The organism is Streptomyces sp. NPDC058576, from assembly GCF_042718715.1.
Classification (GTDB): Bacteria; Actinomycetota; Actinomycetes; order Streptomycetales; family Streptomycetaceae; genus Streptomyces.
On the sequence record NZ_JBHXPF010000043.1, the window covers coordinates 21,189 to 43,060 of the forward strand.

The 21,872-nt window shown below is 70.9% G+C and carries 22 protein-coding genes; 3 read left to right on the plus strand and 19 right to left on the minus strand.

All coding sequences use genetic code 11. The annotated features are described in order from the left end of the window. Positions 1 to 5 precede the first annotated feature (5 nt). From nuoK to ACFWRV_RS26040, 11 genes are read right to left on the minus strand one after another with little or no spacing between them, the layout of a single operon-like run. Complete coding sequence (nuoK, locus tag ACFWRV_RS25990; RefSeq protein ID WP_205080985.1) at positions 6 to 305, minus strand: NADH-quinone oxidoreductase subunit NuoK; 300 nt, start codon at positions 303 to 305, stop codon at positions 6 to 8. Next, positions 302 to 1,168, minus strand: coding sequence for an NADH-quinone oxidoreductase subunit J (locus tag ACFWRV_RS25995; RefSeq protein WP_384338151.1), 867 nt, complete (start codon positions 1,166 to 1,168; stop codon positions 302 to 304). Before ACFWRV_RS25995 ends, nuoK begins: the two co-directional genes overlap by 4 nt. Then, the gene (gene nuoI / locus ACFWRV_RS26000; RefSeq protein ID WP_384338152.1) at positions 1,165 to 1,854 is read right to left on the minus strand and encodes an NADH-quinone oxidoreductase subunit NuoI; all 690 of its coding nucleotides are present in this window, start codon (positions 1,852 to 1,854) and stop codon (positions 1,165 to 1,167) included. Before nuoI ends, ACFWRV_RS25995 begins: the two co-directional genes overlap by 4 nt. Beyond that, positions 1,847 to 3,250, minus strand: coding sequence for an NADH-quinone oxidoreductase subunit NuoH (gene nuoH / locus ACFWRV_RS26005; RefSeq protein WP_384338153.1), 1,404 nt, complete (start codon positions 3,248 to 3,250; stop codon positions 1,847 to 1,849). Before nuoH ends, nuoI begins: the two co-directional genes overlap by 8 nt. Next, positions 3,247 to 5,757: an NADH-quinone oxidoreductase subunit G gene (locus tag ACFWRV_RS26010; protein ID WP_384338154.1), complete on the minus strand. Its 2,511-nt coding sequence runs from the start codon at positions 5,755 to 5,757 to the stop codon at positions 3,247 to 3,249. Before ACFWRV_RS26010 ends, nuoH begins: the two co-directional genes overlap by 4 nt. After that, positions 5,754 to 7,136: an NADH-quinone oxidoreductase subunit NuoF gene (gene nuoF, locus ACFWRV_RS26015; RefSeq protein WP_384338155.1), complete on the minus strand. Its 1,383-nt coding sequence runs from the start codon at positions 7,134 to 7,136 to the stop codon at positions 5,754 to 5,756. The genes ACFWRV_RS26010 and nuoF overlap by 4 nt, the downstream gene beginning before the upstream one ends. Next, positions 7,133 to 7,972 (minus strand): NADH-quinone oxidoreductase subunit NuoE, encoded by an 840-nt coding sequence (nuoE, locus tag ACFWRV_RS26020; protein ID WP_384338188.1) that lies wholly within the window; start codon positions 7,970 to 7,972, stop codon positions 7,133 to 7,135. Before nuoE ends, nuoF begins: the two co-directional genes overlap by 4 nt. A gap of 29 nt (positions 7,973 to 8,001) precedes the next feature. Continuing rightward, positions 8,002 to 9,324: an NADH-quinone oxidoreductase subunit D gene (locus tag ACFWRV_RS26025; protein WP_384338156.1), complete on the minus strand. Its 1,323-nt coding sequence runs from the start codon at positions 9,322 to 9,324 to the stop codon at positions 8,002 to 8,004. Next, positions 9,324 to 10,049 carry an NADH-quinone oxidoreductase subunit C gene (locus ACFWRV_RS26030; protein ID WP_384338157.1) on the minus strand — a complete coding sequence of 242 codons (726 nt, stop codon included), beginning with the start codon at positions 10,047 to 10,049 and terminating at the stop codon, positions 9,324 to 9,326. Before ACFWRV_RS26030 ends, ACFWRV_RS26025 begins: the two co-directional genes overlap by 1 nt. Further along, the gene (locus tag ACFWRV_RS26035) at positions 10,046 to 10,600 is read right to left on the minus strand and encodes an NADH-quinone oxidoreductase subunit B family protein (protein ID WP_018490715.1); all 555 of its coding nucleotides are present in this window, start codon (positions 10,598 to 10,600) and stop codon (positions 10,046 to 10,048) included. Before ACFWRV_RS26035 ends, ACFWRV_RS26030 begins: the two co-directional genes overlap by 4 nt. Positions 10,601 to 10,618: 18 nt before the next feature. Beyond that, positions 10,619 to 10,978 (minus strand): NADH-quinone oxidoreductase subunit A, encoded by a 360-nt coding sequence (locus ACFWRV_RS26040; RefSeq protein ID WP_003967084.1) that lies wholly within the window; start codon positions 10,976 to 10,978, stop codon positions 10,619 to 10,621. 774 nt (positions 10,979 to 11,752) lie between these two features. Between ACFWRV_RS26040 and ACFWRV_RS26045 the strand changes: the two genes are divergently transcribed. Further along, entirely contained in the window at positions 11,753 to 12,598 is an 846-nt protein-coding gene (locus tag ACFWRV_RS26045) for a C40 family peptidase (protein ID WP_384338158.1), read from the plus strand. A gap of 1 nt (position 12,599) precedes the next feature. Here the strand turns inward: ACFWRV_RS26045 and ACFWRV_RS26050 are convergent, their stop codons facing one another. From ACFWRV_RS26050 to ACFWRV_RS26060, 3 genes are all read right to left on the minus strand, one after another. Then, a complete protein-coding gene (locus tag ACFWRV_RS26050; protein ID WP_384338159.1) occupies positions 12,600 to 13,889 on the minus strand; it encodes a Cmx/CmrA family chloramphenicol efflux MFS transporter in 1,290 nt (429 codons plus the stop codon). 418 nt (positions 13,890 to 14,307) lie between these two features. After that, entirely contained in the window at positions 14,308 to 14,484 is a 177-nt protein-coding gene (locus tag ACFWRV_RS26055) for a hypothetical protein (RefSeq protein ID WP_384338160.1), read from the minus strand. Between the two features lie 256 nt (positions 14,485 to 14,740). Continuing rightward, positions 14,741 to 15,478 carry a metallophosphoesterase gene (locus tag ACFWRV_RS26060; RefSeq protein ID WP_384338161.1) on the minus strand — a complete coding sequence of 246 codons (738 nt, stop codon included), beginning with the start codon at positions 15,476 to 15,478 and terminating at the stop codon, positions 14,741 to 14,743. 100 nt (positions 15,479 to 15,578) lie between these two features. On the opposite strand from ACFWRV_RS26060, the gene ACFWRV_RS26065 reads away from it, so the two are divergent. Further along, positions 15,579 to 16,247, plus strand: coding sequence for a CGNR zinc finger domain-containing protein (locus ACFWRV_RS26065; RefSeq protein WP_384338162.1), 669 nt, complete (start codon positions 15,579 to 15,581; stop codon positions 16,245 to 16,247). Here ACFWRV_RS26065 and ACFWRV_RS26070 read toward each other — a convergent pair. Then, a complete protein-coding gene (locus tag ACFWRV_RS26070) occupies positions 16,213 to 17,496 on the minus strand; it encodes a geranylgeranyl reductase family protein (protein WP_384338163.1) in 1,284 nt (427 codons plus the stop codon). The two genes, ACFWRV_RS26065 and ACFWRV_RS26070, sit on opposite strands and share 35 nt — an antisense overlap. A 97-nt stretch (positions 17,497 to 17,593) precedes the next feature. Here ACFWRV_RS26070 and ACFWRV_RS26075 point away from each other — a divergent pair, with 97 nt between their 5' ends. Beyond that, positions 17,594 to 18,121, plus strand: coding sequence for a GNAT family N-acetyltransferase (locus tag ACFWRV_RS26075; protein WP_384338164.1), 528 nt, complete (start codon positions 17,594 to 17,596; stop codon positions 18,119 to 18,121). Between the two features lie 181 nt (positions 18,122 to 18,302). Here ACFWRV_RS26075 and ACFWRV_RS26080 read toward each other — a convergent pair whose 3' ends face one another. From ACFWRV_RS26080 to ACFWRV_RS26095, 4 genes are read right to left on the minus strand one after another with little or no spacing between them, the layout of a single operon-like run. Beyond that, the gene (locus ACFWRV_RS26080; protein WP_384338165.1) at positions 18,303 to 18,995 is read right to left on the minus strand and encodes a demethylmenaquinone methyltransferase; all 693 of its coding nucleotides are present in this window, start codon (positions 18,993 to 18,995) and stop codon (positions 18,303 to 18,305) included. Between the two features lie 30 nt (positions 18,996 to 19,025). Beyond that, positions 19,026 to 19,949 (minus strand): TauD/TfdA dioxygenase family protein, encoded by a 924-nt coding sequence (locus ACFWRV_RS26085; RefSeq protein WP_384338166.1) that lies wholly within the window; start codon positions 19,947 to 19,949, stop codon positions 19,026 to 19,028. 58 nt (positions 19,950 to 20,007) lie between these two features. Beyond that, complete coding sequence (locus tag ACFWRV_RS26090) at positions 20,008 to 20,835, minus strand: ABC transporter ATP-binding protein (protein WP_384338167.1); 828 nt, start codon at positions 20,833 to 20,835, stop codon at positions 20,008 to 20,010. Next, complete coding sequence (locus tag ACFWRV_RS26095; protein ID WP_384338168.1) at positions 20,819 to 21,871, minus strand: ABC transporter substrate-binding protein; 1,053 nt, start codon at positions 21,869 to 21,871, stop codon at positions 20,819 to 20,821. The genes ACFWRV_RS26090 and ACFWRV_RS26095 overlap by 17 nt, the downstream gene beginning before the upstream one ends. Between the last annotated feature and the right edge of the window lies 1 nt (position 21,872).

Consider the following 21,872-nt stretch of genomic DNA (forward strand, 5'->3'; position numbering starts at 1 on the left):
ACCCCTTACAGCTTCATCAGGCTGGCGTCGTCGACCGAGGCCGAGTGGCGGGAGCGGAACAACGACACGATGATCGCGAGTCCGACGACGACTTCCGCGGCGGCGACGACCATCGTGAAGAACGCGACGATCTGCCCGTCCAGGTTGCCGTGCATCCGGGAGAACGTGACGAGCGCCAGATTGCAGGCGTTGAGCATCAGCTCGACGCACATGAACAACACGATCGCGTTCCGCCGGATCAGCACCCCGGAGGCGCCGATCGCGAACAGCAGGGCCGCGAGGTAGAGGTAGTTGACCGGGTTCACTTGGCGGCCTCCGAATTCTCCGCCGCGGACGCGGAACCGGCTCCGCGTGTCACGGCGTCCGCGTCCTCACGTCCGAGCCGCTCCCCGGAGCGCTGCTCCAGGGCCTTGAGATCGGCGAGGGACTCCTGCGAGACGTCCCGGATCTGGCCGCGCTGACGCAGCGTCTGCATGACGGTGAGCTCGGACGCTGTGCCGTCGGGAAGCAGACCGGGGATGTCGACCGCGTTGTGCCGGGCGTAGACGCCGGGGGCGGGGAGCGGCGGGAGGTGCTTGCCGCGTACGCGCTCCTCCGACATCTCCCGCTGGGTCTTGGCCCGTTCGGTGCGCTCGCGGTGAGTGAGCACCATCGCGCCGACGGTCGCGGTGATCAGCAGGGCGCCCGTGATCTCGAAGGCGAAGACGTACTTGGTGAAGATGAGGTTGGCGATTCCCTCGACGTTGCCACCGTGCCGGGCGTTGGCCGCGCCGAGCCCGTTGAAGGTGCTCAGGGAGGCGTTGCCGATGCCCGCGATCAGCAGCACGGCGAAGCCGAGGGCGCATCCGAGGGCCAGCCAGCGCTGTCCCTTGAGAGTCTCCTTGAGGGAGTCCGCCGCGGTGACGCCGACGAGCATGACGACGAAGAGGAACAGCATCATGATCGCGCCGGTGTAGACGACGATCTGGACGATGCCGAGGAAGTACGCGCCGTTGGCGAGGTAGAAGACCGCGAGGATGATCATGGTCCCGGCGAGCGACAGGGCGCTGTGCACGGACTTCTTCATCAGCACCGTGGCGAGCGCGCCGATCACGGCGACGGTGCCCAGGATCCAGAACTGGATGGCCTCGCCGGTCGAGGTGGTGGTGGCTGCGGCCAGCGCGTTCACGCGCCCACCCCCTTGTCGTGCCGGGTGGCGTCGGCGGCCCGGGTGGACTCGATGGGGTCCTCGTCGGGCTTGTCGCCCTCGCCCTTGGACACGGCCGTCTGCCGGACGGTGCCGGGGGCGGCCTCCGTGACCACGCCCCGGTAGTAGTCCTGTTCGTCCATGCCGGGGAAGATCGCGTGCGGGCTGTCGACCATGCCTTCCTCCAGGCCCGCGAGCAGCTCGTCCTTGGTGTAGATGAGGCTCTCGCGGGTGGTGTTGGCGAGCTCGAACTCATTCGTCATGGTCAGCGCCCGGGTGGGGCACGCCTCGATGCAGAGTCCGCACAGGATGCAGCGCGCGTAGTTGATCTGGTAGACGCGGCCGTAGCGCTCGCCCGGGGAGTAGCGCTCCTCCTCGGTGTTGTCCGCGCCCTCCACGTAGATCGCGTCCGCCGGACAGGCCCAGGCGCACAGCTCGCAGCCGACGCACTTCTCCAGTCCGTCCGGGTGGCGGTTCAGCTGGTGGCGGCCGTGGAAGCGGGGCGCCGTCACCTTCGGCGTCTCCGGATACTGCTCGGTGAGCCGCTTCTTGAACATGGCCTTGAAGGTCACGCCGAAGCCGGCCACGGGGTTCTGGAACTTGTCGCCCGAGCCCCCCGAGGGCTCGGCGGATCCCGATGAGCCCGTGAGCTCTGGTTTCTCAGACACCGCCGGCCTCCTTTCCGTCACTCGCGCTGTCGTCACTCTGAGTATCCGCCCCGCCACTGACAACGAGCTCGCGCTCCCGTCGTGGCCTGCGCCTGGGCACGGGCGGCAGTGTCTGTCCGGGCAGCGGAGGCACCGGGAAGCCGCCCGCCATCGGGTCGAAGGCGGGTTCCGGTCCGGCCGCTTCCGTCTCGACCCGGTTCCTGCGGTCGCGGAACATGTCGACGACGAAGGAGATCAGCAGGATCGCGATCACGACGGCGCCCACGTACAGCACGATCCGCGAGAAGTCGTAGCCCTCGTTGCGCAGCGCCCGGACGGTGGCCACGAGCATCAGCCAGACGATCGAGACCGGGATGAGGACCTTCCAGCCGAGCTTCATCAGCTGGTCGTAGCGCACGCGGGGAAGCGTGCCGCGCAGCCAGATGAAGAAGAAGATCAGCAACTGGAGCTTCAGGAAGAACCAGAGCATCGGCCACCAGCCGTGGTTCGCACCCTCCCAGAACGCGGAGACGGGGTACGGAGCCCGCCAGCCGCCGAGGAACAGCGTCACCGCGATCATCGACACCGTGACCATGTGGATGTACTCGGCGAGCATGAACATCGCGAACTTGATGGAGCTGTACTCGGTGTTGAAGCCGCCGACCAGGTCGCCCTCGGACTCCGGCATGTCGAACGGCGCCCGGCTGGCCTCACCGACCATCGTGACCATGTAGATGATGAAGGAGACCGGCAGCAGCATGATGTACCAGCGGTCCGCCTGTGCGTCCACGATCGTCGAGGTGGACATCGACCCGGAGTAGAGGAAGACCGAGGCGAAGGCCGCGCCCATGGCGATCTCGTACGAGATCATCTGGGCGGACGAGCGGATTCCGCCGAGCAGCGGGTACGTCGAGCCCGAGGACCAGCCGCCGAGGACGAATCCGTACACCCCGACCGCGCCGACGGCCAGGATGTAGAGCGCGGCGATCGGGAGGTCGGTGAGCTGCATCGTGGTGCGCTGCCCGAAGATGGAGACCTCGTTGCCTGCCGGGCCGAAGGGAATCACGGCGATCGCCATGAAGGCGGGGATCGCGGCGAGGATCGGCGCGAGGACGTAGACCGCCTTGTCCGCGCGCTTGACGATCACGTCTTCCTTCAGCATCAGCTTGATGCCGTCGGCCAGCGACTGGAGCAGGCCCCAGGGCCCGTGCCGGTTGGGGCCGATGCGCAACTGCATCCAGGCGACGACCTTGCGCTCCCACACGATGGAGAACAGCACGATCAGCATCAGGAACGCGAAGCAGAAGACCGCCTTGATGGCGACGAGCCACCAGGGGTCGGTGCCGAACATCGAGAGATCCTCGGCGGCGAGGACGACGCTCTCGGGCGCCGTCGTGAGTGCGGCGAGGCCAGTCACGCTCGTACCTCCGATGGTTCGACGGGTGCGCCCGGCGCGGCGGCGGGGCCGATCCGCACCAGGCCGCCCGGGTTCACGCCGGTGTCGGCGGGGATGCCGCGTCCCACCGAGTTCAGCGGCACCCAGACCACCCGGTCCGGCATGTCGGTGACCGCGAGGGGCAGTTCGACGGTGCCGGCGGGTCCGGTGACGGCGAGCAGGTCGCCGTCCTTGACTCCGGACTCGGCGGCGGTGACCGCCGAGAGCCGGGCGACGGCCGCGTGCCGGGTTCCGGCGAGGGCGGTGTCGCCCTCCTGGAGCCGGCCGAGGTCGAGCAGCATCCGGTGGCCCGCCAGGACCGCCTCGCCGTCGCCGGGGCGGGGCAGCGGCTGCGCGTTCTCGCGCGGGTCCTCCGCGTGGCCGCCCTCCCAGCCGCCGAGCCGGTCCAGCTCGCGGCGGGCGGCGGTCAGGTCCGGGAGCGCGAAGTGCACGTCCATGGCGTCGGCCAGCATGTGCAGCACCCGGGAGTCGGTCGGCGCGAGCGTCCGGGGCATCTGCTCCGGCTTCAGCGCGGCCTGGAACATCCGGACCCGGCCCTCCCAGTTGAGGAAGGTGCCGGACTTCTCCGCGACGGCGGCGACCGGGAAGACCACGTCCGCCCGGGCGGTGACCGCGCTCGGCCGCAGCTCCAGGGAGACCAGGAAGCCGACCTCGTTCAGCGCCTGGAGGGCGCGAGCGGGGTCGGGCAGGTCCTCGACGCCGACCCCGGCGACGAGCAGCGCGCCCAGTTCTCCGGTGGCGGCGGCCTCGACGATCTGGCCGGTGTCGCGGCCGTGCCGGGAGGGCAGTTCGGCCAGCCGCCACAGCTCAGCGACCTCGTCGCGGGCGCGCGGGTCGGTGGCCGGACGGCCGCCGGGCAGCAGCGAGGGCAGTGCGCCCGCCTCGATCGCGCCCCGGTCGCCCGCCCGGCGCGGAATCCACACCAGGCGTGCGCCGGTGGCGCTGGCGGTGCGGATCGCGGCGGACAGTGCGCCGGGCACGCCCGCGAGCCGTTCCCCGACGATGATCAGGGAGTGCTCGGCGCGCAACGCTTCGGCGGCCGCCGCTCCTTCGGCTTCCAGGCCGACGCCGCCCGCGAGCGCGTCGAGCCACTCGGTCTCGGTGCCGGGGGCGGCGGGCAGCAGAGTGCCGCCCGCTTTCACCAGGCCCCGGGTGGCGTGCGAGGCGAGCGCGAACGTCTGCTGGCCGCCCTTGCGGTGGGCCTTGCGCAGCCTGAGGAAGACGCCGGGGGCCTCCTCCTCGGACTCGAACCCGACGAGGAGGACCGCCGGGGCCTTCTCCAGCGCGGTGTACGTGACGCCCGCGCCGTCCAGGTCCAGGCCGCGTCCGGCGACCCGGGCGGCCAGGAAGTCGGCCTCCTCGGCGCTGTGGACCCGGGAGCGGAAGTCGATGTCGTTGGTGTCGAGGGCGACCCGGGCGAACTTGCTGTACGCGTAGGCGTCCTCGACGGTCAGCCGGCCGCCGGTGAGGACGCCGGTACGGCCGCGGGCGGCGAGGAGTCCGGCCGCCGCGGCTTCCAGCGCCTCGGGCCAGCTCGCCGGTTCCAGCTCGCCGTCGGCGTTGCGGACCAGCGGGGTGGTGAGGCGGTCGCGCTGCTGGGCGTAGCGGAAGCCGAACCTCCCCTTGTCGCAGAGCCACTCCTCGTTGACCTCGGGCTCATTGGCCGCGAGGCGCCGCATGACCTTGCCGCGCCGGTGGTCGGTGCGGGTCGAGCAGCCGCCCGAGCACTGTTCGCACACCGAGGGGGTGGAGACCAGGTCGAAGGGGCGGGAGCGGAACCGGTACGCCGCCGAGGTCAGCGCGCCGACCGGGCAGATCTGGATGGTGTTGCCGGAGAAGTACGACTCGAAGGGGTCGCCCTCACCGGTGCCGACCTGCTGGAGCGCGCCGCGCTCGATCAGCTCGATCATCGGGTCGCCCGCCACCTGGTTGGAGAACCGGGTGCAGCGCGCGCAGAGCACGCACCGCTCACGGTCCAGCAGCACCTGGGTGGAGATCGGGACGGGCTTCTGGAAGGTCCGCTTCTTGCCCTCGAACCGGGAGTCGGCCTCGCCGTGCGACATCGCCTGGTTCTGGAGCGGGCACTCGCCGCCCTTGTCGCAGACGGGGCAGTCCAGCGGGTGGTTGATCAGCAGCAGTTCCATCACGCCCTTCTGCGCCTTCTCGGCGACAGGAGAGGTGATCTGCGACTTGACGACCATGCCGTCGGTGCAGGTGATGGTGCAGGAGGCCATCGGCTTGCGCTGGCCCTCGACCTCGACGATGCACTGGCGGCAGGCGCCCGCGGGGTCGAGGAGCGGGTGGTCGCAGAAGCGCGGGATCTCGATGCCGAGGAGTTCGGCGGCGCGGATGACCAGGGTCCCCTTGGGGACGCTGATCTCGATGCCGTCGATGGTCAGCGTGACCAGGTCCTCGGGCGGGATGGCCGCCTCGCCGCCCCCGGAGGGCGCACTCGTGGTGACTGTCATGCGTTCACCCCCCGGTGAGCGTTCTTGCCGTCGGTGTTCTTGTCGTCGGCCCAGGCCGTGGACCGGGCGGGGTCGAAGGGGCAGCCCTTGCCGGTGATGTGCTGCTCGTACTCCTCGCGGAAGTACTTCAGCGAGGAGAAGATCGGCGAGGCCGCGCCGTCGCCGAGCGCGCAGAACGACTTGCCGTTTATGTTGTCGGCGATGTCGTTGAGCTTGTCGAGGTCGGCCATCTCGCCCTGGCCGGACTCGATGTCGCGGAGCAACTGGACGAGCCAGTAGGTCCCTTCGCGGCAGGGTGTGCACTTGCCGCAGGACTCGTGGGCGTAGAACTCGGTCCAGCGGGTGACGGCCCGCACGACGCAGGTCGTCTCGTCGAAGCACTGGAGCGCCTTGGTGCCGAGCATGGACCCGGCGGCGCCGACGCCCTCGTAGTCGAGGGGGACGTCGAGGTGCTCCTCGGTGAACATCGGGGTCGAGGAGCCGCCCGGCGTCCAGAACTTCAGCCGGTGGCCGGCCCGCATGCCGCCGCTCATGTCGAGGAGCTGGCGCAGCGTGATGCCGAGCGGGGCCTCGTACTGGCCGGGGCTGGTGACATGGCCGCTGAGCGAGTAGAGCGTGAAGCCCGGGGACTTCTCGCTGCCCATCGACTTGAACCAGTCCTTGCCCTTGTTCAGGATCGCGGGAACCGACGCGATGGACTCGACGTTGTTCACCACAGTGGGACAGGCGTACAGACCGGCGACCGCAGGGAAGGGGGGCCGCAGCCGGGGCTGGCCCCGCCGTCCTTCGAGAGAGTCGAGCAGCGCGGTTTCCTCACCACAGATGTACGCACCGGCGCCCGCGTGCACCGTGAGTTCCAGATCGAGTCCTGAACCCAGGATGTTCGTCCCCAGATAGCCCGCCTCGTACGCCTCTCGTACCGCCTCGTGCAGTCGTCGCAGCACGGGGACGACCTCACCGCGCAAGTAGATGAACGCGTGCGAGGAACGGATCGCGTAACAGGCGATCACGATGCCCTCGATGAGGCTGTGCGGGTTCGCGAAGAGGAGCGGGATGTCCTTGCAGGTTCCCGGCTCCGACTCGTCGGCGTTGACCACCAGATAGTGCGGTTTGCCGTCTCCCTGCGGGATGAACTGCCACTTCATCCCGGTGGGGAAGCCGGCGCCCCCGCGCCCGCGCAGACCGGAGTCCTTGACGTACGCGATGAGGTCGTCGGGGTCCATGGCGAGGGCCTTGCGCAGACCCTCGTAGCCCTCGTGACGGCGGTAGGTGTCCAGGGTCCACGATGCGGGCTGGTCCCAGAAGGCGGAGAGGACGGGGGCGAGCAGCTTCTCGGGGCTCGTCCCGTTGTGGTCGATCTCGGCGGCCAAGGTCATCACTCCCCCTCCTCGGCTGTCGGCCCGGCCGGGTGCTCCGGGTCGGACGCCGAGGTCTGCTGCGGTGCGTCGTGCGAGCTGAGGCGCTCGGTCGGCGACGGATCGTGGACCTGCGCGTCGTGCGGTGGCGCGTCCTGGGACTGTCCGGCGCGCGGGGAGACCACGCGCGCCTTCGGCAGCGCCTCGCCCTTGGCGAGCTTCAGCCCGATGAGGGAGGCGGGGCCCGCGCCGCCGGTGGCCTCGACGGCGCCGGGGCGCTCGTCGGGGAAACCGGCCAGGATGCGGGCGGTGTCCTTGTAGGAGCAGAGGGGAGCGCCGCGGGTGGGCTCGACGGTCCGGCCGGCGATCAGGTCGTCGACCAGCCGGGTGGCGCTCTCGGGCGTCTGGTTGTCGAAGAACTCCCAGTTGACCATCACGACGGGCGCGAAGTCGCAGGCGGCGTTGCACTCGATGTGTTCGAGGGTGACCTTGCCGTCCTCGGTGGTCTCGTTGTTGCCGACCCCGAGGTGCTCCTTGAGCGTGTCGAAGATGGCGTCGCCGCCCATGACCGCGCACAGGGTGTTGGTGCAGACGCCGACCTGGTAGTCGCCGCTCGGCCTGCGCCGGTACATGGAGTAGAAGGTCGCGACGGCGGTGACCTCGGCGGTGGTGAGGTCGAGCGTCTCGGCGCAGAAGGCCATGCCCGTACGGGAGACGTATCCCTCCTCGGACTGCACGAGGTGCAGCAGCGGCAGCAGGGCGGAGCGGCTGCCGGGGTAGCGGGCGAGCACCTCCCTCGCGTCCGCGTCGAGCCGGGCGCGCACCTCGGCCGGGTAGGGGGTGGCGGGGAGCTGCGGCATCCCCAGACTGACGTCTTGGCGTGAGGTGGTCACCGGTCGACGCCTCCCATCACGGGGTCGATGGACGCGACGGCGACGATGACGTCGGCGACCTGGCCGCCCTCGCACATCGCCGCCATGGCCTGCAGGTTGGTGAAGGACGGGTCGCGGAAGTGGACCCGGTAGGGGCGGGTGCCGCCGTCGGAGACGACGTGCACGCCGAGTTCGCCCTTGGGGGACTCGACGGCGGTGTACGTCTGTCCGGCGGGGACCCGGAAGCCCTCGGTCACCAGCTTGAAGTGGTGGATCAGGGCCTCCATGGAGGTGCCCATGATGTTCCGGATGTGGTCGAGCGAGTTGCCGAGTCCGTCCGGGCCGAGAGCGAGCTGGGCGGGCCAGGCGATCTTCTTGTCGGCGACCATCACCGGCCCGGGCTCCAGGCGGTCGATGCACTGCTCGATGATGCGCAGCGACTGGCGCATCTCCTCCAGCCGGATGAGGAAGCGTCCGTAGGAGTCGCAGGTGTCGGCGGTCGGGACGTCGAAGTCGTAGGTCTCGTAGCCGCAGTACGGGTCGCTCTTGCGCAGGTCGTGCGGGAGGCCGGCGGAGCGCAGCACCGGGCCGGTGGCGCCGAGCGCCACGCAGCCGGTGAGGTCGAGGTAGCCGACGTCCTTCATCCGGGCCTTGAAGATGGGGTTGCCGGTGGCGAGCTTGTCGTACTCCGGCAGGTTCTTCTTCATGGTCTTGATGAACTCGCGCAGCTGGTCGACCGCGCCCGGGGGCAGGTCCTGGGCGAGGCCGCCGGGGCGGACGAACGCGTGGTTCATGCGCAGGCCGGTGAAGAGCTCGAAGAGGTCGAGAACCAGTTCACGATCGCGGAAGCCGTAGATCATGATCGTGGTCGCGCCGAGCTCCATGCCGCCGGTGGCGATGCACACGAGGTGCGAGGCGAGCCGGTTGAGCTCCATCAGCAGGACGCGCAGGACGGTGGCCCGGTCGGGGATCTGGTCCTCGATGCCGAGGAGCTTCTCGACGCCCAGGCAGTACGCCGTCTCGTTGAAGAACGGCGTCAGGTAGTCCATCCGCGTGACGAAGGTGGTGCCCTGTGTCCAGTTGCGGAATTCGAGGTTCTTCTCGATGCCGGTGTGGAGGTAGCCGATGCCGCAGCGGGCCTCGGTGACGGTCTCGCCGTCGATCTCCAGGATGAGGCGCAGCACGCCGTGCGTGGACGGGTGCTGGGGACCCATGTTGACGATGATGCGCTCGTCGTCGGACTTGACGGCGGATTCGACGACCTCGTCCCAGTCGCCGCCGGTGACCGTATATACAGTCCCCTCGGTGGTCGCTCGGGGTGTCGCGTGGGGAGTGGTCATCAGGAGTACGACCTCCGCTGGTCCGGAGCCGGGATCTGGGCGCCCTTGTACTCGACGGCGATGCCGCCGAGCGGGTAGTCCTTGCGCTGCGGGAAGCCCTGCCAGTCGTCCGGCATCATGATCCGGGTCAGGGCCGGGTGCCCGTCGAAGACGAGCCCGAAGAAGTCGTACGCCTCGCGCTCGTGCCAGTCGTTGGTCGGGTAGACCTCGACGAGCGACGGGATGTGCGGGTCGCTGTCCGGGACGGACACCTCCAGCCGGATCAGCCGGCCGTGGGTGAGCGAGCGCAGGTGGTAGACGGCGTGCAGCTCGCGGCCCTTGTCGCCCAGGAAGTGGACGCCGCTCACGCCGGTACAGAGCTCGAAGCGCAGGGCGGGGTCGTCGCGCAGGGTGCGGGCGACCTGGACCAGGTGCTCGCGGGCGATGTGGAAGGTCAGCTCGTCACGGTCGACGACGGTCTTCTCGATGGCGTTGGAGGGGAGCAGGTCCTGTTCCTCCAGGGCCCCTTCGAGCTCGTCGGCCACCTCGTCGAACCAGCCGCCGTAGGGCCGGGAGGAGGCTCCCGGCAGGGTCACGGTGCGGACGAGGCCGCCGTAGCCGGAGGTGTCGCCGCCGTTGTTCGCGCCGAACATGCCCTTGCGGACGCGGATGACCTCGCCGCCGGTGTCGCGCGGGGCGGGTACGGCGTTGCCGTTCTGCTCCTCGCCGTGGGTGTTGTCGCTCACCGCAGGAGCCCCTTCATCTCGATCAGGGGCAGTGCCTTGAGGGCCGCTTCCTCGGCCTCGCGGGCGGCTTCCTCCGCGTTGACCCCGAGCTTCCCGTCCTGGATCTTCTGGTGGAGCTTGAGGATGGCGTCCAGCAGCATCTCGGGACGGGGCGGACAACCCGGCAAATAGATATCTACCGGAACAATGTGATCAACACCCTGCACAATGGCGTAGTTATTGAACATTCCACCCGATGACGCGCAAACCCCCATGGAGATGACCCACTTGGGATTCGGCATCTGGTCGTAGACCTGCCGCAGGACGGGCGCCATCTTCTGGCTCACCCGGCCCGCGACGATCATCAGGTCCGCCTGGCGCGGCGATCCGCGGAAGACCTCCATCCCGAACCGGGCCAGGTCGTAGCGGCCGGCGCCGGTCGTCATCATCTCGATGGCGCAGCAGGCTAGTCCGAACGTGGCCGGGAAGACGGAGGACTTCCGCACCCAGCCCGCGGCCTGCTCGACCGTGGTCAGAACGAAGCCGCTCGGCAGTTTCTCTTCGAGTCCCATGGTGTGCCCCTCAGCCCCTCAGTCCCATTCCAGGCCGCCGCGACGCCATACATACGCGTAGGCGACGAAGACGGTGAGCACGAAGAGCAGCATCTCCACGAGCCCGAAGATCCCGAGGGCGTCGAAGGAGACCGCCCAGGGATAGAGGAAGACGATCTCGATGTCGAAGACGATGAACAGCATCGCCGTCAGGTAGTACTTGATCGGGAAGCGGCCGCCTCCGGCGGGAGTCGGGGTGGGTTCGATACCGCACTCGTACGCTTCGAGCTTTGCCCGGTTGTAGCGCTTGGGGCCGATAAGCGTGGCCATGACCACGGAGAAGATCGCAAACCCTGCCCCGAGGGCGCCGAGCACGAGGATGGGCGCGTAGGCATTCACGCTCCTCGCTCCTTCCAGTCGTCCTTGACCTTTGGACCGCATCGGGCGACCGGCTCGCCACCTCACCAAGATCGTGCACATGTGAGGCAGTTCACAAGCCCGACTGCCCCGCATCCTATGCCTGGTCCCCTGTGATCTGCGACACGGGGTACGACAACGGCTTTGTGATCTCCACCACCTGACGAAGGATCATGAAGTCGTATGAGCGGTGATCTTCGTACGCGAAGCGGCCGAGTGATCACGAGACGTGACATTCGATGGTGTTACCGCTGGTCAAAAGCGTGCGGCGCTATCAATCGAAGGCCCGTACAAGCAAATTGGCGATGGACGCGCCGGGGTGATAAGAGCACCGTCCGACCTCGACGCCCACACGGACGAGGGGCGGCGGGAATCGACGGGACATGTGCACGCATTCACGAGGTTCCGGATCACCCGCCCGGCGGTGCCCCGCACTCCGGTCCGGCCTCGCACGCCGACGCGCGTCGCGGCCGCGAGGGTTGCCCGCCCCGGCGCACGCACACTGTGACCTGCGCCACTCGATCCCCCACCCCAGGAAACCGGGCTTGGCCATCGGTGTGAACGGATGGTAAGCGACGGGCAATTCGGGCGTATTACCGAAAGGCCGTGATCACGGGCCCGATCACGACTGCCCGTTTTGCCCGTTACGGCGTCAATAAAGGCGCTCAGAAAGCGGATTCACAGATTCCGAACGTAACTGTGTCGCAACACACGTTTCTTGATGGGACCCCTACAGCCCTGATAGCGCTAGTACCCATGTCCCACACCGCTCACATACCCAGCCACCGGAAGCCCCGTCAGCGCGCCTCGAAGTCGGCACTGCGGGCCGGAGTTGCCGGTGGCGTCCTCAGCACCATCGCGGTCGCGGGTGCCGCCGGTCCGGCCCAGGCCGAGCCGGTGACCCAGACGATCGAGATGCCCACGATCACGGCCGATCTCTCCACCGCTGTGGCCGCCTCCGCTCAGGCCACCCAGCAGGTCGCCCTCGACCTGGAGACGCAGGCCGCAGAGGACGCCGCGGCCCAGAAGGCCGCCAAGACGGCCAAGAAGGCCCACGCCGAGGCCGTCCGCAAGGACGAGGCCAAGAAGAAGGCCGAAGCCGCCGCGAAGGCCAAGGCCGAGGCAGAGGCCGAGGAGCGCGCCGAGCGCGCCTCCCGGACCTCCGAGCGCACGACGCTCAGCGCCTCCTCCGGCTCCTCGGACTCCGGCAGCTCCGCCTCCGCGCCCTCCCCCTCCTCGAACGTGAGCGGTTCCGCCGCCTCCATCGTGGCGTTCGCCAAGGCCCAGGTCGGCGACGCGTACGTCTCCGGCGGCACCGGCCCGAACGCGTGGGACTGCTCGGGCCTCGTCCAGGCCGCCTACCGCACGGCGGGCATCGACCTGCCGCGCGTCTCGCAGTCGCAGTCGACCGCCGGCACCCAGGTCTCCCTGGACAACCTGCTGCCCGGCGACATCCTGTACTGGGGCGGCGCGGGCAGCGCGTACCACGTGGCGATCTACGTCGGCGGCGGCGAGTTCGTCGGTGCGCAGAACTCCAGCACCGGCACGGTGCAGCGCTCCATGGACTACGACCGGCCGACCGGCGCGGTCCGCGTTCTCTGATTCACCAGCGGGTCCCCGGGTGTTCTCCCGGCGACCCGTGGCGCCCCTGGGCGCTCCTGTGCACGGCTGAGGGCCGCCGCTCCCCCGCTCGGGGGCGGCGGCCCTTCGCCGTCGCCGTCGCGGCGACGAGCAGCGCCAGGACCATCAGCAGGGCGCTCACCCAGACCGGCGCCCGGTAGCCGAACCCGGCGTCCAGGGCCAGACCGCCCGCCCACGGGCCCACCGTCGCCCCCAGGTTGAACGCGGTCGTCGAGAAGGCCCCGGCCAGCGTCGGGGCCCCGGGGGCGAGGCCCAGGACCCGGGTGATCAGGGCGGTGCCCGTGCCGAAGGCGAACAGGCCGAGCAGCGGCACCAGCACGAGGGCCGACACCGGGCTGCCCGCCGTCAGGGCGAGCGCGGCCCAGCCGAGGGCGAGCGCGGCCATGCCCGTGGCGACGACGGCGACCGGGCGGGCGTCGGCGAACCGGCCCGCCAGCGTGACCCCGGCGAACGAGCCCGCCCCGAAGAGCGCCAGGGACACCGGCACCCACCCCTCGCCCAGACCCGTCTCCCGGGTGAGCAACGGCTCCAGGTAGGAGAACGTGCAGAAGGTCGCCCCCTGCACCAGGGCCATCGTGAGCAGGACCGGCCGCAGCAGGGGCCCGGTCAGCGCCCGCAGTTCGTCGCGCACGGGCACGGGAGCGGAAGCGGAAGCGGGTACGGGAGCGGCGCCCACGCCCGTACCGTTCTGGCCGCCCCGGTCGGCCCGCCCGCCCGGGATGGAGCGCAGGACCGCGAGGAACGCGGGCAGCGAGACGATCGCGACGGCCCAGAAGGCCGACCGCCACCCCCACCGCTCCCCCAGCACCGCGCCGGCCGGTACGCCCACCACGCAGGCGATCGTCACGCCGCCGACCACCACGGCGGTGGCCCGGCCCTTCAGCCGGTCGGGGACCATCGCGACGGCGGTCGTCAGGGCGACCGCCCAGAACCCCGCGTTGGCGAGGGCCCCGACGAAGCGGGTCGCGAGGAGCACCCCGTAACTCGGGGTGAGAGCGCCGGCGACATGGACGGCGACGAACACCGCGAGGAAGAGGAGCAGGGCGCGGCGGCGCGGCCAGCTGCGGCCGGCGAGCGCCATGAGGGGTGCGCCGACCACCATTCCGACGGCGAAGGCCGAGGTGAGGAGGCCGGCGGCGGAGAGGGAGACGTCGAGGTCGGCGGCGATGCCCGAGAGCAGCCCGGACAGCATGAACTCGGAGGTGCCCTGGGCGAAGACCGCGAGCCCGAGGACGTAGACGGCGAATGGCATGGGTGAGTAGCCCCTTGGACGGAACCGTCGGGTGGACAGACAGACCGGGTGCGGGGATACGGGCCGCGCGGACGCCCTCGCCGCAGCCTGTGGGGCCCGGCGGGGGCGGCGCTCAGGAGTGCCCGGCGGTGAGCGGCCGGTGGCACGAATCCTGCGTACGGCGGTGGTTCGGCGCGTACGCGAGGGGGAACGGCCCGTACCCGCGGTGATCCGGCGGGCGTGGAACCGTGATGAAGGAGGCCGGGGACCCCAGGGGTCAGCCGGCGACGCTCAGCGGGAACACGGCCACCGGCGCACCGGTGGCCGGAGTCTGTCGGACTCGGGGCTGTTCATGGGAGGGGAGGCTACCGGGCGGGCGGCCGGACCACCAGCGGTTTCCCGGCCGGGGCCGGAGAGCCGGAGGAGCCGCCCCCGCCGCTCAGCGGCGGCGGGGGCGGCGGTTCGGCCGCTCCTGCTCCTTGGCCGAGGTGGTGGGCGCGGGCAGCGCGTCGTACACGGCGTCGAAGTCCTCGTCGTCGTCCGGCGCGGTCAGGTCCACGGTGAAGCGGGGCTCCAGGAAGAGGCCCTGGTGCTGGGGCAGGGAAGCGGTGGTCATGGCTCTGTCTGTCCTTGGGGTCGAGCAGCGCTGTAGCGGCTTTTCTGTACCCCGCCGGCCTGCGTTCAATGTGAGAGTGCGTCAAAGAAGATGTGACGCGCCGCGTGTCGCCACGGTGGGCGGGGCAGGCGTCGGCCGGTCCGGGTCGTTGACGGCCCGGCAGGCGCGCAAATCATCGCACACGATCACCTGGGGCGATGAGGATTAACCCGGGTGTGAAGCGGAGCGGCTGGTTCGGCAGTGTCGTGGGGGCACGTCAGAGGACGACGCGGAAGTGGGTGGTCAGCCGCCGGTCCTCGCCCAGGACGTGGAACGCCAGGCCGGGCGGCTGGTCCCGGTCCGCCGGCAGGTCGCCCTCCCAGGGCAGGCGCAGGGTCCAGGTGACGGCGGGGCCGACGATCAGGGGGCGGCCGGCGAAGGCCGAGGCGGCGGCCGTGTGGGCGTGCCCGGTGAGGACGGCGACGACCCGGGGGTGGGCGGCCAGCAGGGCGGCGAGCCGCTGGGGCTCCTGGAGCATCCCGGCGTCCGGCAGCGGGTGGTGGAGCTCGACGGGCGGCTGGTGGAAGGCGATCAGCGCCGGGACGTCGTCGGGCAGCCCGGTGAGCGTGGTGTCGATCCACGCCAGCGTCTGTGCGTCGAGGCGTCCCTCGTCGCGGCCGGGGATCGTGGAGTCGCACATCAGGACGGCGCATCCGGCGATGCGGTGGACCCGGTTGACCGGCGCGCTGTCCGGCGCCTCCCCGAGGAAGGCCTTGCGGTAGGCGGGGCAGGCGTCGTGGTTGCCCGGGCAGGCGAGCACGGGGAACGGCGCGTCCAGCAGGCGTACGGCCTCCTCGTACTCGGCCTCGGCCGCGTGGTCGGCGATGTCCCCGGTGACCAGCAACGCGTCGACCGGGCGGGGCAGGGCCCGCAGATGGTCCATGACGCGGGCGGCCCGCCGTGTCGCGCGCTCGCTGCCGTCCAGGTGCAGATCGCTGATCTGAGCAAGCAGCATGTGCGGCCCTCCCCCATTGCCTAATGTCAATTCACGTTCTTCCGTTAGGACTCTAGAGTGGGAGGGGCGGACGTTCAAGAGGGGGCGGAGGGAGCGAGCAGTGGCACAACGACCCGTGTTGGAGCTGGTGGGCACCATCCGGCACGACGGAGACGGTGGAGTCCTCGACGACCTGGAGACGGTCCGGGGAGCGAACCACTGGCTGCGGCAGCAGCCCGGTCTGCCGGCCGCCGTCACCGGGGGGTGCGTCGTCGACGAGGAGCTCAGGGAGGCGGTCGTCGGCGTACGGCGGGCTGTCCGGGCCCTGTTCGCACGGGCGGTCAGCCCGGCCCCGCCCAGCCCGGCCGACGCCCACCGCCTGCCGCCCGCCGACGAGGCGCTGGCCCTGCTGAACGCGGCCGCCGCCCGGGAACCGGTCGCACCCCAACTGCGCTGGCCCGCCGAAGGCCCGCCCGCGGCGGGCCTGTTGTCCACCGAGGACGACCCCGGAGTACGGCTGGTGGCGGCGCTGGCGCGCGACGCCGTCGACTTCCTGAGCGGGCCGCAGCGCGAGCACCTGCGGGCCTGCCACGCGCCGCGCTGCGTCCGGTACTTCGTCAAGAGCCACGGCCGTCAGGAGTGGTGCAAGCCGTCCTGCGGCAACCGGGCCCGGGTGGCCCGCCACTACGAGCGGACGCGCGGGACGGCGGGCGGAGTGGGTCCGCCCGCCGTCGCGGAGCCAAGCGCGGCCGCTGTCAGGCCTTCGGGGCCACCTTCGACAGGCCGTTGATGATGCGGTCCATCGCGTCGCCGCCCTGCGGGTCGGTCAGGTTGGCCAGCATCTTGAGCGTGAACTTCATCAGCAGCGGGTGGGTCAGGCCGCGCTGCGTGGCGACCTTCATGATCTTCGGGTTGCCGATCAGCTTCACGAAGGCGCGGCCCATCGTGTAGTAGCCGCCGTAGGTCTCCTTGAGGACCTTCGGGTAGTTGTTCAGGGCCAGTTCACGCTGGGCGGGGGTGGCACGGGCGTGGGCCTGGACGATGACGTCGGCCGCGATCTGGCCCGACTCCATGGCGTACGCGATGCCTTCGCCGTTGAACGGGTTGACCATGCCGCCCGCGTCGCCGACGAGCAGGAGGCCCTTGGTGTAGTGCGGCTGCCGGTTGAACGCCATCGGGAGGGCCGCGCCACGGATCGGCATCGTCATGTTCTCCGGGGTGTAGCCCCAGTCCTCCGGCATCGAGGCGCACCAGGCCTTGAGGACCTCGCGCCAGTCCAGCTCCTTGAAGGCGGAGGAGGAGTTGAGGATGCCGAGGCCCACGTTGGAGGTGCCGTCGCCCATGCCGAAGATCCAGCCGTAGCCGGGCAGCAGTCGGTCCTCGGCGCCGCGCTTGTCCCACAGCTCCAGCCAGGACTCCAGGTAGTCGTCGTCGTGGCGGGGCGAGGTGAAGTACGTCCGGACGGCGACGCCCATCGGGCGGTCCTCGCGGCGGTGCAGGCCCATCGCCAGGGAGAGCCGGGTGGAGTTGCCGTCGGCGGCGACGACGAGCGGGGCGTGGAAGGTGACCGGGGTCTTCTCCTCGCCGATCCTCGCCTCGACGCCGGTGATGCGGCCGGTGCGCTCGTCGCGGATGGGCGCGCCCACGTTGCAGCGCTCGTACAGCCGGGCGCCGGCCTTCTGCGCCTGCCGGGCCAGCTGCTCGTCGAAGTCGTCGCGCTTGCGCACCAGCCCGTAGTCCGGGTAGGAGGCGAGGTCCGGCCAGTCCAGCTGGAGCCGTACGCCGCCGCCGATGATGCGCAGGCCCTTGTTGCGCAGCCAGCCCGCCTCCTCGGAGATGTCGATCCCCATGGAGACGAGCTGTTTCGTGGCGCGGGGCGTGAGCCCGTCGCCGCAGACCTTCTCCCGGGGGAAGGCGGTCTTCTCCAGAAGCAGGACGTCGAGTCCGGCCTTGGCGAGGTAGTAGGCGGTCGTGGAGCCGGCTGGGCCCGCTCCGACGACGATCACGTCCGCGCTGTGCTCGGAGAGGGGCTCGGTCACGGTCGGATCTCCCGAAGACTCGAATTCGCGTGCCGCGCGGCACATGTCCCGTGCAGTCTATGGGTGCCTGCGAACCAACCCTCCGAAGGGCTCCCCGATGTCGATCGCACCTGCCACGCCCCACGCTTCGGCCCCCGCCGTACGCCTCCGTGTTCCGACGGACGAGGACGCCCTGAGCTGGCACCGGGTCTTCGACGACCCCGAGGTGATGGAGTTCTTCGGGGGCCGCCGGGCGGACCTCTCCGTGTACGAGGAGCTCACCGCGCGCCAGCGCCGGCACGACGCGGAGCTGGGCTACTGCCTGTGGACGCTCGCGGACGAGAACGACACCGTCCTCGGCTTCACCGGGGCGCAGCCGTGGCCGCACACGCACTACGGGCCGGTCGGCGCGACCGAGATCGGCTGGCGCCTCGGCCGTCCGGCCTGGGGGCGCGGGTACGCCTCCGCCGCCGCCCGCACCACGCTGGAGCGGGTGCGGGCGGCGGGGGTGGGCGAGGTGGTCGCGCTGATCCACTCCCGTAACGCCCGGTCGATGGCGGTGGCGGAGCGGCTCGGGATGCGGCGGGCCGAGTCGTACGACACCCCGCGCGGCCAGCAGGCCGTCTGCTTCCGGCTGGAGCTGTGAGGCCGGGGCCGTTGCGGGATCAGGGCCTGTCGTTCGGATCAGGCCGGATCAGGGAGCGGGGTCCGGTGCGTGCAGCTGCAAGGCGGAGGAGGGAGTCACTGCGGAGCATTGGCGACCGACGACAACGCCGCAGATGCGCGTGCCGGGGCCCGCGAGCCCGGCCTGATCCGAACGACAGGCCCTAGGCGCGGGTGGCCCGGTGCAGGGCCACCACGCCGCCGGTCAGGTTGCGCCAGGCGACCTTCGACCAGCCGGCCTTCTGGAGCAGTGCGGCGAGGGCGGGCTGGTCGGGCCAGTCGCGGATGGACTCGGCGAGGTAGACGTACGCGTCCGGGTTGGAGGACACCGCGCGGGCGGCCGGCGGGATCGCCCGCATCAGGTACTCCGTGTAGACCGTGCGGAACGGGGTCCAGACGGGCTGCGAGAACTCGCAGATCACGACCCGCCCGCCGGGCTTCGTCACCCGGTACAGCTCGCGGAGAGCGACCTCGGTGTCCTGGATGTTGCGCAGCCCGAAGGAGATCGTCACGGTGTCGAACGTCTCGTCCTTGAACGGCAGCTTCATGCCGTCGCCCGCCGTGAACGGCATCCACGGGTGGCGCTCCTTGCCGACCTTGAGCATGCCGAGCGAGAAGTCGCACGGCACGACGTAGGCGCCCGCCTTGACGAAGGGCTGCGAGGAGGTCGCCGTACCGGCCGCCAGGTCCAGGATCCTCTGCGCGGGGCGGGCGTCGACCGCCGCCGCGACCGCCTTGCGCCACAGCCGGGCCTGGCCCAGCGAGATCACGTCGTTGGTCAGGTCGTAGTTGGCCGCCACACCGTCGAACATCGAGGCGACTTCGTGCGGCTGCTTTTCCAGGGAGGCTCGGGTCACCCTTCCATTCAAGCAGCCCGGCCGCGGCGATCAGTGGGGGCGGTCTCCGGCGATCGCCACGCGTTCGGCGACCCGGCGGTGCGGGGCGTAGTCGTTGACCGCGTAGTGCTGGGTGGCCCGGTTGTCCCAGAACGCGACGTCGCCCGCGCGCCAGGAGAACCGCACCTGGAACTCCGGGGCGTGCGCCTGCTGGAACAGCAGCCGCAGCAGCCGGTCGCTCTCCTCCCGCGCGAACCCCGTGATCCGCGTGGTGAACGAGGCGTTGACGAAGATCGTCCGGCGGCCGGTCACGGGGTGCCGGCGCACCACCGGGTGCTCGACCGGCGGGAACTGCTCCTGGTGGGCCGCCAGCCGCTCCGGCGGAGAGAAGCGGGAGAAGCCGGGGATGAAGTCGTGCACCGCCCGCGCCCCCTCGATGCGCTCCTTCACCTCCGGGGCGAGATCGTCGTACGCGGCCGCCATGTCCGCCCACAGCGTGTCGCCGCCCACCGGCGGCACCTCCCGGAGCTGGAGGACCGCGCCGAGGGCCGGGCGCTCGCGGAAGGTGACGTCGGTGTGCCAGACGTTCTCGAAGGTGGGGACGGCGGTGCGGTCGAGCCGGGCCACCTCCGGGTCGTCGCCGGTGGCGAGCAGCGGGTTGGTCTCCAGCTCGCCCCAGTGCCCGGCGAACGCCCGCTGCTGCCGCGAGGTGAGGTGCTGGTCGCGGAAGAACAGCACCTTCCACTCCAGCAGCGCCCGGTCCAGCTCGGCGCGCACGGCCGCCTCCAGCGGGCGGGACAGGTCGACGCCGTGGATCTCCGCGCCGATGACCCGGCCGAGCGGGACCAGGCGGAAGCGCTCGTACGGGCGGTCGGTCCAGCCCTCCGGGACCCGGCGCAGCTCGCGCGGGCCCTCGTACAGTCCGTCGGCGGGGATGCGGTGGTCGCGCAGGACGGGGGGTGCGGTGGTGGTCATGAGGTTCTCCTCCTCCGGTGGGGGCCGTGCGTCTCGGCGCCGGTTGGGGCCGTGCGGCTCAGCTGGCCGCTTCGCGTACCGCCGTGCCGATCCCGGCGCGCAGCGCGGCGTACTCGGGCAGCCCGCGCAGCTCGTCGGGGTCGGTGCCGGTACGGGGCAGGTCGATGGGGATGTCCAGGGCGACGGTCCCCGGGCGGTTGGTGAGGACGACCGCCCGGGTGCCGAGGAAGACCGCCTCGTCCACGCTGTGGGTGACGAAGACCGAGGTGGTCCCGGTCTCGGCGCTCACGGTGCGCAGATCCTCCTGGAGCCGCTCCCGGGTCAGCGCGTCGAGCGCGGCGAACGGCTCGTCGAGCAGCAGGAGCCGCTTGCCGCCGGCCAGCGCGCGGGCGATGGCGACGCGCTGCTGCTGGCCGCCGGAGATCTGCCAGACGCGGCGGCCCGCCGTGTCCGCGAGCCCGACCCGCGCCAGCAACCCCGCGACGCGCTCCGGCCTTCTCGCGCGGGGCACGCCCGCGTACTTCAGCGCGAGGCCGATGTTGTCGCCGACCGTCCGCCAGGGGAAGAGGCGCGGCTGCTGGAAGACGATGCCCGCCTGGTCGCCGGGTTCGGGGCGCTCTCCGAAGACCTCGACCGCGCCCTCGGTGGCCTGCTCGAAGCCGGCGATCAGCCGCAGCAGGGTGCTCTTGCCGCAGCCGGAGGGGCCGACGAGGACCAGGAACTCCCCGGCCGGGATCTCCAGGGAGAGCGGGCCGAGGGCGGTGACCGCGTCCGCGCCCCGGCCGTAGGAGTGCCGGACGTCCGTCACCGAGACGACGGGGCCGGTGCTCTCGTCCGTACCGGCCGCCGCCTCGGGGGCCTTGCTGAGGTCAGGGGCTGACGGCATCGCTGAGCCCTTCCACGTGGATGGCCTCGCGCAGGGCCTCGATGTCCGGCGCGGAGTCGATCTGCTTCTGGTCGACGAGGAACTGCGCGGCGCTGCGCAGGTTGTCCGCCAGGCCGCCGACCTCGCCCGGAGCGCCGAGCCATGTGGCGTCGGCCTGCTCGGCGGGCTTGAGGAAGATGCCCTGCTTCAGCTGGGACCCCGCCTCGTCCGGGCTGATGCCGAGCTGCTTGCCCACGGCGGCCGACGCGGCGTCGGGATCGTCGTGGATCAGGTCGAGCGCCCGCGCCTGGGCCTTGCGCCAGGCGGGGAGCACGTCGGGGTGGGCCTTGAGGAAGCGGGTGGAGGCGACCCCGAGGTCGAGGGTGGGCTTGCCGCCGGCGGCGAGTTCGCGGCTGGAGACGATGACCTCGCCGGTCTTCTTCAGCTCCTCCAGCGTCGGCAGCCAGACGTAGGCGGCGTCGATGTCGCCGCGCGTCCAGGCGGCCAGGATGTCCTGCGGCTCCAGATCCAGCAGCTGGACCTTCGAGGCGTCGACCCCGGCCCGGTCGAGCGCCGCGAGCAGGCTGTAGTGGGAGGTGGAGCTGAACGGGGTGGCGACCTTCTTGCCCTCCAGGTCCTTCACGGAGGAGACCTTGGAGCCGTCGCGGGCGACCAGCGCCTCGTTGTCCCCGGCGACGTCGAGCACCCAGGTGACCTCGTACGGGATGTTCAGCGGCGCGGAGAGCCCCCGGGCCACGGGGCTGGAGCCGATCGCGGCGAGGTCCACGGACCCGGCGACGAACGCGGTGTTGATGCTGGCCCCGGAGTCGAACTTGGTCCACGTGATGTCGTAGCCGGGGAGCGCCTTCTCAAGCCAGCCCCTCTCCTTGACGATCAGATCGCCGCTGGGGAACGCCTGGTAGGCGATGCGTATCGTCTTGCCGCCGTCGCCCCCGTCGCCGGAGCCGCCGCCCTGGCCGCACGCCGTCACCGCCAGCAGGGCGCCGAGCGTCACGGCGAGGAAGGTGAGGCGGAGCGGGCCGCGTGTTCGGGGCATG

What these genes read in the sequence shown, in the direction of transcription:
- ACFWRV_RS26045 (WP_384338158.1), top strand. Translation starts at nt 11,753, where the DNA reads ATGTCCCACACCGCTCACATACCCAGCCACCGGAAGCCCCGTCAGCGC.
- ACFWRV_RS26095 (WP_384338168.1), bottom strand. Translation starts at nt 21,871, where the DNA reads ATGCCCCGAACACGCGGCCCGCTCCGCCTCACCTTCCTCGCCGTGACG.
- ACFWRV_RS26025 (WP_384338156.1), bottom strand. Translation starts at nt 9,324, where the DNA reads ATGACCACTCCCCACGCGACACCCCGAGCGACCACCGAGGGGACTGTA.
- ACFWRV_RS26050 (WP_384338159.1), bottom strand. Translation starts at nt 13,889, where the DNA reads ATGCCATTCGCCGTCTACGTCCTCGGGCTCGCGGTCTTCGCCCAGGGC.
- ACFWRV_RS26085 (WP_384338166.1), bottom strand. Translation starts at nt 19,949, where the DNA reads ATGACCACCACCGCACCCCCCGTCCTGCGCGACCACCGCATCCCCGCC.
- nuoE (WP_384338188.1), bottom strand. Translation starts at nt 7,972, where the DNA reads ATGCCGCAGCTCCCCGCCACCCCCTACCCGGCCGAGGTGCGCGCCCGG.
- ACFWRV_RS26055 (WP_384338160.1), bottom strand. Translation starts at nt 14,484, where the DNA reads ATGACCACCGCTTCCCTGCCCCAGCACCAGGGCCTCTTCCTGGAGCCC.
- ACFWRV_RS26075 (WP_384338164.1), top strand. Translation starts at nt 17,594, where the DNA reads ATGTCGATCGCACCTGCCACGCCCCACGCTTCGGCCCCCGCCGTACGC.
- ACFWRV_RS26090 (WP_384338167.1), bottom strand. Translation starts at nt 20,835, where the DNA reads ATGCCGTCAGCCCCTGACCTCAGCAAGGCCCCCGAGGCGGCGGCCGGT.
- ACFWRV_RS26060 (WP_384338161.1), bottom strand. Translation starts at nt 15,478, where the DNA reads ATGCTGCTTGCTCAGATCAGCGATCTGCACCTGGACGGCAGCGAGCGC.
- ACFWRV_RS26035 (WP_018490715.1), bottom strand. Translation starts at nt 10,600, where the DNA reads ATGGGACTCGAAGAGAAACTGCCGAGCGGCTTCGTTCTGACCACGGTC.
- ACFWRV_RS26010 (WP_384338154.1), bottom strand. Translation starts at nt 5,757, where the DNA reads ATGACAGTCACCACGAGTGCGCCCTCCGGGGGCGGCGAGGCGGCCATC.